General features: G+C 72.9%; 7 protein-coding genes. 2 read left to right on the top strand and 5 right to left on the bottom strand.

The genetic code is table 11. The annotated features are described in order from the left end of the window. Nucleotides 1-42: 42 nt before the first annotated feature. Complete coding sequence (locus tag ACN6LB_RS45195) at nt 43-1062, bottom strand: hypothetical protein (RefSeq protein WP_445031016.1); 1020 nt, start codon at nt 1060-1062, stop codon at nt 43-45. Next, nucleotides 1059-2012: a phosphatase PAP2 family protein gene (locus tag ACN6LB_RS45190; protein ID WP_445031015.1), complete on the bottom strand. Its 954-nt coding sequence runs from the start codon at nt 2010-2012 to the stop codon at nt 1059-1061. The genes ACN6LB_RS45195 and ACN6LB_RS45190 overlap by 4 nt, the downstream gene beginning before the upstream one ends. A gap of 232 nt (nt 2013-2244) precedes the next feature. Between ACN6LB_RS45190 and ACN6LB_RS45185 the strand changes: the two genes are divergently transcribed. Further along, entirely contained in the window at nt 2245-2862 is a 618-nt protein-coding gene (locus tag ACN6LB_RS45185; protein WP_356146897.1) for a TetR/AcrR family transcriptional regulator, read from the top strand. Nucleotides 2863-3030: 168 nt separating this feature from the next. Here the strand turns inward: ACN6LB_RS45185 and ACN6LB_RS45180 are convergent, their stop codons facing one another. The 3 genes from ACN6LB_RS45180 to ACN6LB_RS45170 all read right to left on the bottom strand — a co-directional run bounded on the left by ACN6LB_RS45180 (nt 3031) and on the right by ACN6LB_RS45170 (nt 6816). Then, nucleotides 3031-4086, bottom strand: a complete 1056-nt coding sequence (locus tag ACN6LB_RS45180; RefSeq protein WP_445031014.1) for a DUF2510 domain-containing protein — start codon at nt 4084-4086, stop codon at nt 3031-3033. A gap of 123 nt (nt 4087-4209) precedes the next feature. Continuing rightward, nucleotides 4210-5364 carry an anhydro-N-acetylmuramic acid kinase gene (locus ACN6LB_RS45175; RefSeq protein ID WP_445031013.1) on the bottom strand — a complete coding sequence of 385 codons (1155 nt, stop codon included), beginning with the start codon at nt 5362-5364 and terminating at the stop codon, nt 4210-4212. Nucleotides 5365-5490: 126 nt separating this feature from the next. Then, entirely contained in the window at nt 5491-6816 is a 1326-nt protein-coding gene (locus tag ACN6LB_RS45170; RefSeq protein ID WP_445031012.1) for an MFS transporter, read from the bottom strand. A 233-nt stretch (nt 6817-7049) separates the two neighbouring features. Between ACN6LB_RS45170 and ACN6LB_RS45165 the strand changes: the two genes are divergently transcribed. Then, on the top strand, nt 7050-8247 hold a 1198-nt coding region (locus ACN6LB_RS45165), incomplete at its 3' end, for an AAA family ATPase (RefSeq protein WP_445031011.1).

The raw sequence follows: 8247 nt of genomic DNA, 5'->3' as shown, positions 1-8247 counted from the left end.
CACGGAGCACGGGCCCCCCCCCGCTGTCGTGCGCGGGGGATCTCAGAGCGGGGTGAGGTGTCCCGGGGTCGAGGGTGTCGACTGCTGGGGCAGCATCGACGGCTCGTAGGGCGCTGTTCGGGGCTGCAGCGCGAGGACCGCGGCCACCGGGTGTTCGTCGTCGACGGGCTCGGTCACCAGCGGTTCGGTCATGCCCGATCCGGCCACGATCCGTCCGGCGGGGACCCGCTCGGCCAGGGCCGGTTCGGGCGCCGACCGTGACAGCGTCACCACGCCCCACGCCGCCACGGCGGCGCCGCCGGCGGCCAGCAACAGGCCCGCCGCGCCGCCCTGGAGCCGCTCGCCCAGCAGCGAGAGACCGATCACCACCGCGGCCATGGGATTGGCCAGCGTCACCACGGCGAGCGGCGCGCCGAGGCCGCCCTTGTAGGCGGTCTGCGAGAGCAGCAGCCCACCTGCCGCGAACGCCGCGACGAGCAGTGCCACCACGATCACCTGGACGCTGAGCAGTGGGCCGGTGCGGTCCGTCACCGCCACCGTCACGGTCTGCGTGAGCGCCGAGGCGACCCCGGACGCGAACCCGGAGGCCGTCGCGTGCCGCAGTCCCGGGCGGGTGCCCGGCCGCGACAGGAGACCGATGACGGCGGCCGTCGTGGCGGCGACGGTCAGCGCCTCCGGCACGCTCAGCACGGTGTCGGGCGCGGGCCCGGACGCCGTGACGAGCAGCGCGGACAGGCCGATCAGTGTGAGCGCCGTACCGCGCCACTCGACCGGGCTGACCCGCCGCCCGGCCACTCGCGCACCGAGCGGCACCGCGGCCACGAGGGTGAGCGCGCCGAGCGGCTGGACCAGGGTGAGCGTCCCGTACTTCAGCGCGGCGACGTGCAGCAGCGCGGCGGACGCGTTGAGCACCACCGACCACCACCAGGACCCGGTGGCGAGCAGCCGCAGCGTGCCCGCGCCGGTGTTGCGGGAGGCGAGCCGCTCCTGGGCGACGGCCGCGGCGGCGTACGCGACGGCCGAGAACAGGGAGAGGACGACGGCGGTGAGCGTGGTGTTCATCGTCCGGCTCCCACGAGCTCAGGCAGTTCCCGTACGGAGTCGTCGGCGCCGGCGACTTCCTGCGCGCGCCCCGCGGTGGTGGCCGTGCGGTGCGGCAGGTGGATCACGGCGAGCGCGATGCCGAGCAGTGCGGTCGCCACGATCGAGTCGAGCCAGTAGTGGTTCGCCGTGCCGACGATCACCGTGAGGGTGAGAAGCGGGTGCAGCAGCCACAGCCAGCGCCACCGCGACCGGGTCGCGGCGATCAGGCCGATAGCCACCATCAGCGCCCAGCCGAAGTGCAGCGAGGGCATCGCCGCGAACTGGTTCGCCATCGAGTCGGTCGCGGGCGCCCCGCCGTACACCGTCGGCCCGTAGACCTGCCCGGTGTCCACCAGGCCGGCCGCGGCCAGCAGCCGCGGCGGGGCCAGCGGGAAGGTGAGGTGCAGGACCAGGGCGGCGGCGGTCAGCAGGGCGAGGACCCGGCGGGCCCACACGTAGTGCGTCGGGCGCCGCAGGTAGAGCCAGACCAGGAAGGCCGCGGTGGCCGGGAAGTGCACGGTCGCGTAGTAGGTGTTCGCGATGTGCACGAGGGTGTCGCTGTGCAGCAGTGCGGTCTGCACAGCGCCCTCGCCCGGCAGGTGCAGCGCCCGCTCCAGGTCCCACACGCGGTTGGCATTGCGGAAGGCCTCGCCGGTGTGGCCGGTGCCCAGCCGCCTGCCGAACTCGTAGACGGCGAAGAGGCCCACGACGAGCAGCAGCTCACGCACCAGCGGCGGGCGATCGGTGGTGTCGTGCGCCGACGGTCGTACGGCTGAGCGCCCCGCCCACCGTCGTACGGCGCTGTCGTGTGGCGACGACGAAGTCGCCTCGGTGTTCCGGGTCGGCGGCCGCGTGGCGGTGTTCCGCGACGACGGCCGCCGTATGGCCCCGTCCGACTCGGGTTCTGCAGGCTCGGTTCGGGATTCCATCCCCCGGCCCCCTTGCTGTGTTCTTGCGTGGGGTGATGCGTGGTGAGCCCAGGAAAGGGTCCACTCGACAGGGGAGTGGGTCCTGTCCAAGGCTCATCGATACGTCAGTGTACCGAAACGAAGGAGTATCGGTACACTGACGTATCGGTACACCAACGTATCGATTCGGTACACTGGGAATAACTGAGCGACCACCGTCGCCGGCACCCCGACACGAACGAGGAGACGAGCCATGACGTCGCAGGCAGCGGAGGGACCGGAGACGGTCGCCGCCTCGCGCCGCTCCAAGATCACGCCCGAGCGTGAGCAGGAGTTCTACGACGCCGTGATCGAACACATCCGTGAGTACGGCTACGACGCGCTGACCATGGAGGGCGTGGCCGCCAGCGCCCGCTGCAGCAAGTCCACGCTCTACCGGCAGTGGAAGACGAAGCCGCAGTTCGTGGCCGCTGCGCTGCGCGCCAACCGGTGCGTGCGGTTCGAGGGAATCGACACCGGCTCTTTCGCCGGTGACCTGCGCGAAGTGGCCCGGGCCGCGTGCGAATGGTCCGGCAACGACACGACCAGCCTCTTCCAGGCCCTCGGTCATGCCGTGCTGCAGGACGCGGAACTGCAGCAGGCGCTGCGCGAGGCGCTTGTCGAGCCCGAGGTCGCCGCGATCCAGAAAATGATCCGCCGCGGGGTCGAACGGGGCGAGATCGCCGCCGATCACCCGGCGCTGGAGTACGTCCCCGGGATGCTCTTCGGTGCCCTGCGGGTGCGTCCGGTACTGGTGGGGAAGCCCGCGGATGCGGCATATCTCACACAGTTCGTGGAGGCGGTCGTGATCCCGGCACTGGGCCTGACCTGAGACCCAGGCCGCCGTCCTCGGGAGACCCGGACGGAGGCCTGCTCGCGCCGCACCGTGGGGACGGGGGCGGCGCGCACCCCCGGCCGGGTGGGGCTTCTCTTGAGCGGAGAGGCGCCCCACCCGGCCGAACTCTTTGCGGGGTGCGGAAGCGGGTTAGCGGGGCGCGGACTACACGTTCTCCCCGTTGCCGCCGGCCCCGGACGCCTCCTTGATCCCCTTGGTGATGGTGTCGATCACCGACAGCTCGGGTGCCTTGGAGCTGACGTCGACGCCGAAGCGGACGACGACGAGCGACTTGGTGTCCACGGGCGAGGGGAAGACCAGCGACTCGACATAGCCGTCGTCTCCCTTGCTCGTGACGACCTTCCAGCGGACCAGATAGCCCTTCTCGCCGGCCACGGTGACCGCCTTGGAGGCCAGTTCGGTGTGCGAGGTGATCTTGCCGTACCCCTTGCCGTAGGACTCGGTGGCGTTCTTGGAGATGTCCTCCTTGGCAGCCGCCTCGGCCGTCGTGGCCTTGAGCTTCTGAGTCTCGGCGGTCGCCGAGTACGCCCCGCCGCGCTGGCACTTCTCCGAGGTGGCGCCGGGGCACGGGTAGGTGTCGGTGGTCGACACCCCGGCGCCCTCGGCGGTGGTGCCGCCCGCCCAGCCGTCGGGAACCGGGATGCTGATGCCGCTGACGGCGTCGGTGGCGTAGCCGTCCTCGATCTGCGGTCCGCCCGACTGGCCCGGCGCCGGGCTCTGGCCGCCGGAGCCGCCGCTGCCGCCCGTTCCGCCGGAGCCACCGGGAGCGCCACCCGTGCCGCCCTGGCCGTCGCCCGGACCACCCGTACCGCCCTGGTTGCCACCGGGACCGCCCTGGCCGTTCTGCCCGCCGGGTCCCTGGGAGTTGGCCGTGTTGCCACTGCCGCCGTCGTCCTTGGTCAGCGCGTACACGCCGCCGCCGATGCCCGCGAGGACCGCGATGGCCGCGGCGACGGCTATGCCGGTCCGCAGGCCGCGCCGCGGTGCGCCCGGAGCACCGGGACCGGGGGCACCGAAGGAAACGACGTCCGGATACGGTCCGGTGGCCGGCGCGTGCGCCGGGGGACCCCACGCGGCGGCCGACCCGACGGGGCGGGTCTGTTCCGTCCATGCCCTGCCGTCCCACCAGCGCTCGCTTGCGGGGCTGTCACTTGTCTGCCCGGGGTCGGGATACCAGCCGGGGGGAGTCACCTGCGTCATGGTGCCCACCGTATGAGGTGTGGGTGAAAGGCGGATGAGAGGACTCCGGGCGGAGACGGAGGAGATCTCCCCTCGCCGCGTCCGGAGGCCTCACCGGCGCCACCCGGCCGAACCAGGGGATCGTCACTCCAACACCAGGCGCACCGGCGGTTTCGGCGCAGGTGGCGGCAGCCGCAGCCCCTCCCGCCCGGGGGTGAGCGAGCCGAGCACACTCGGATGCCGGGCTCCGGTACTCGTCGGTTCGGTGCCCGCGAGTCCGTGCAGCGTGAGGAAACCGAGGACGGCGAAGGCGTACGCCTCCTTCGCGGCCGAAGGCAGGCCGAGTTCGTCGGAGCTGCGCAGGGCCACGCCCGGCAGCTCTGCGCCGAGCATTCCCATGAGCGCGGGGTTGCGGGTGCCGCCGCCGGAGACGATGACCTCCGTCGCGCCCGCCCCGCGCACGGCGTCGGCGACCGTCCGGGCGGTGAGCGCGGTGAGCGTCGCGATCACGTCCTCGGCGGGCAGCGTCCCGACACCGGCCAGCGCCTCGTGCAGGTGGCCGAGGTGGAAGAGCTCCTTGCCGGTGGTCTTGGGCGCGGGGCGCGCGTAGTACGGCTCGTCGAGCAGCCGGTCCAGCAGCGGTCGGTGCACTCGGCCGCGGGCGGCCAGCGCGCCGTCCACGTCGTACGCCAGACGCCCGCCGCTGAAGCCCTGGGCCGCCGCGTCGACGAGCGCACAGCCGGGCCCGGTGTCGAAGGCGGTGCCGTCCGGCGCCGTCAGGTTGGCGATGCCGCCGAGGTTCAGCGCCACCGGAGTGCCCGGCCGGCCGCGCAGCCACAGCAGGTCCACCAGGCTGACCAGGGGAGCGCCCTGCCCGCCGGCGGCGATGTCACGCGGGCGGAAGTCGGCGACCACGGGCAGCCCGGTCGCCTCCGCGATCCATGCGGGCTGCCCGATCTGCAACGTGCCGTGCACCCGGGCGTCCTCCACCCAGTGATAGATGGTCTGCCCGTGCGAGGCGACCAACTCGGCGTCCCCGTCGCACAGTTCACGGTTCGCCCGCACGGCGGCCGCGGCGAACGCCCGCCCGATCAGGGTGTCCAGGCGGCACACCTCCGCGAGCGTGGTGGACGCCGGGGGCAGCGCCGCCGCGAGCGCGTCACGCAGATCCTGTTCGTACACCTCACTGACCAGCCCGAGCGGCCGCAGCGTCAAGGTGTCACCGTCGAGGGCGAGTTCAGCCGCCGCCGCGTCGATGGCGTCGTACGACGTCCCGGACATCAGGCCGATCACGCGCATGGGGTCAACCTGCCTTTCCTGCGGGGGTTGGCTTCTTCGCAGCAGCTTTGGTTAGCCGAAGGCGCCCCACGGTGAGCGCGCGGCCGCCGTGTCCGTGGCGTTCGAGCCTGTCGCGCCTCGGGCCGCTCACGAGCATTCCGTCAACTCGCCCTTCCCGCCCGCTCCGTGGCGTGCCGGAGCCACGGAAAGGGCCAGCGCGCTCAGTGCACACGTCGCCACCGCGTAGTACGCCGGGATGTCCACGTTTCCGGTCCGCTTCACGGTTTCCGTGATGATGAGGCCGGCGCAGCCCGAGAACACGGCATTGGAGAGGGCGTAGGCGAGTCCCAGGCCCGTGCAGCGCACGCTGGTCGGGAACAGTTCGGCGAGCATCGCGGGGCCCGGGCCCGCCATCAGTCCCCCGACCGCTCCGGCGCCGAACACGGCGACCCCCTTCGCCCCGGTCGAAACGCCGGTGTCCTGAAGGAGGTTGAGCAGCGGAACCGCGAGGACGACCACCAGCAGCGCCCCCGGCAGCATCACCGCCCGCCGCCCGATCCGGTCGCTGAGCAGCCCCGCCGGGATGATCGTGACGGCGAAACCCAGGTTGGCGAACACCGTGGCGAGCAGCGCCTGCTGGAAGCTCGCGTTCAGCGTGCTCTGCAGATACGACGGCAGGACGACGAGGAAGGTGTAGCCGGCCGCCGCCCAGCCCATGACTCGCCCGGCACCCAGGGCGACGGCCCGGGCGACCTCGCGCGCGGGAGGGCTCCCGGCCGCCTCGGAGGCCACCTCCGCCTCGAACGCCGGCGTCTCGTCGAGCCGGAGCCGCAGCCACAGCGCGCCCAGCCCCAGTGGCAGCGTCAGCAGGAACGGCAGCCGCCAGCCCCAGTCGCCCAACTGCCCCGCACTGAGCACGCCGGCCAGCAGCGCCGCGACCCCCGCGCCACCCAGCAGCCCCAGGGCCACCGTGAACGATTGCCACGACCCGTACAGTCCACGCCGGCCCGGCGGCGCGAACTCCGTCATCACCGAGACGGCGCCGCCGAACTCCCCACCCGCGGACAGGCCTTGGACCACGCGGAGCAGGGTGAGCAGCCAGGGCGCGAGGGCCCCCACGGTGGCGTACGTGGGCAGCGCACCGATCAAAGTGGTCGCACCCGTCATGAGGACGATCACCAGGATCAGCACCGGCCGGCGCCCGATCCGGTCGGCGAGCCGCCCGAACAGCGCGGCGCCGACCGGCCGGAAGAAGAAGGCCAGCGCGAAGGACGCGTACGTCTTCACCAGGCCCTCGACCTCGCTGCCGCCCTCCGGGGTGAAGAACCGCGCGGCGATCACCGTCGCGAAGTAGCCGTAGACACCGAACTCGTACCACTCGATGAAGTTGCCCACCGAGCCGGCCAGCAGGGCCCGGCGGGACTGGCCGGGCCGGGCGGCGCGCAGGTCCGGGCCGTGCACGGGGGTGCCCATGTCGATTCCTCCCATCGGTCCGCAGCGGGCGATGTCTGAAAGTTAGCTTCATTTCGGCGGGTGCTGACGGTCAATAACTTTCACAAAGGCCGGTGGGCGCGTCGCCGCGTCGCCTTCGGACACCTGCCGTCACTCGTCTCGGCAACAGGTGCCCGGACCCGCCTCCACATCGGCTTCCGTGCCGCTACGCTCGATATCCGTACGTCGTTTGGGCGACCTGGGGAGGTAGCGGGATGACGGAGGCACGGCCCGGACCGGCCGTACCGGCCGCCACGGCCTCCCTGTGGGAGCGCGACGCGGAACTCACCCGCGTCGAACGGGCGGTGGAGGCACTGCGCGCGGACTCCACGACCTCGGGCAGTCTGCTCGTCTTCAGCGGCGAGGCGGGCATCGGCAAGACCGCGCTCCTCGCGGAGGCCCGCCGGATCGCCGAGGCCCGCGGCTGCACCGTGTGGTCGGCCCGCGGCGGCGAGACCGTCACCTCCGTGCCGTTCAACGTCATACGACAGCTCCTCCAGCCCGCCCTTCTCTCGCTCATGCCTGAGGAGGCGCGCGAATACCTGGGCGACTGGTACGAGATCGCCGGCCCCGCACTCGGCATAGCGGACCCGGGCGAGCGCACCGCCGACCCGCAGGGCGTGTGCGACGGCCTGGTCGCGGCCGTGCGGCGGCTCGCCAAGCGTGAGTGGCCGCTCGTCCTCGTCATCGACGACGCGCACTGGGCCGACCAGGAAACCCTGCACTGGCTCGGCGCGTTCGCCGAGCGCCTGGACGACCTGCCCGTCCTCGTCGTGGTCGCCCGCCGCCCCGGCGATGTCACCGGCGAGCGCGCCCGCCACCTCGAAGCGGTCGCCGCCGCGGCCCGCCCGGTCACCACGCTCAGCGCGCTCACCCCCGACGCGGCGGCGGGACTGACCCACGCCACGGTCGGGGCGCACGCGGACGCCCCGTTCTGCCGCGAGGTGTGGGCGGTCACCGGCGGCAACCCGTACGAGACGGTCGAACTCCTCGCCAAGGTCCAGGACAGCGGACTCGAACCGGTCGAGTCGTCCGCCGCCGAACTGCGCGCCCTGAACCGCTCGGCGCGCGGCCGCGGACTCGTCGCCCGCCTCGAAGGGCTCGGTATCGACGCCACCCGGTTCGCCTGGGCGGCCGCCATCCTCGGCACCGAGATCTCCCTCGACCTCGCCGCCCAACTCGCCGGAATGCAGCGCGACGAGGCGCTCCGCTGCGCCGAACTGCTCGGCGTGGCCCGCATCCTGACCGCCGACACCGAGCCCGCAGGCAGCCTCGGGACCGACGGCGACCTGGAGTTCGTGCACCCGCTGATCGCCACCGCCGTCTACCGCTCGATCCCCGACGCGCTGCGCACCGCCATGCACGGCCAGGCCGCCTGGGCGGTCACCGAGTCGGGCCGCGGCGCCGCGGCGG

The sequence above is a fragment of the Streptomyces sp. SAS_270 genome (genome assembly GCF_052543295.1).
The sequence above is the reverse complement of the archived record's forward strand: the minus strand, read 5'-3'. Positions and strand labels throughout refer to the sequence as shown.

What these genes read in the sequence shown, in the direction of transcription:
- ACN6LB_RS45195 (WP_445031016.1), bottom strand. Translation starts at nt 1,062, where the DNA reads ATGAACACCACGCTCACCGCCGTCGTCCTCTCCCTGTTCTCGGCCGTC.
- ACN6LB_RS45190 (WP_445031015.1), bottom strand. Translation starts at nt 2,012, where the DNA reads ATGGAATCCCGAACCGAGCCTGCAGAACCCGAGTCGGACGGGGCCATA.
- ACN6LB_RS45185 (WP_356146897.1), top strand. Translation starts at nt 2,245, where the DNA reads ATGACGTCGCAGGCAGCGGAGGGACCGGAGACGGTCGCCGCCTCGCGC.
- ACN6LB_RS45180 (WP_445031014.1), bottom strand. Translation starts at nt 4,086, where the DNA reads ATGACGCAGGTGACTCCCCCCGGCTGGTATCCCGACCCCGGGCAGACA.
- ACN6LB_RS45175 (WP_445031013.1), bottom strand. Translation starts at nt 5,364, where the DNA reads ATGCGCGTGATCGGCCTGATGTCCGGGACGTCGTACGACGCCATCGAC.
- ACN6LB_RS45170 (WP_445031012.1), bottom strand. Translation starts at nt 6,816, where the DNA reads ATGGGCACCCCCGTGCACGGCCCGGACCTGCGCGCCGCCCGGCCCGGC.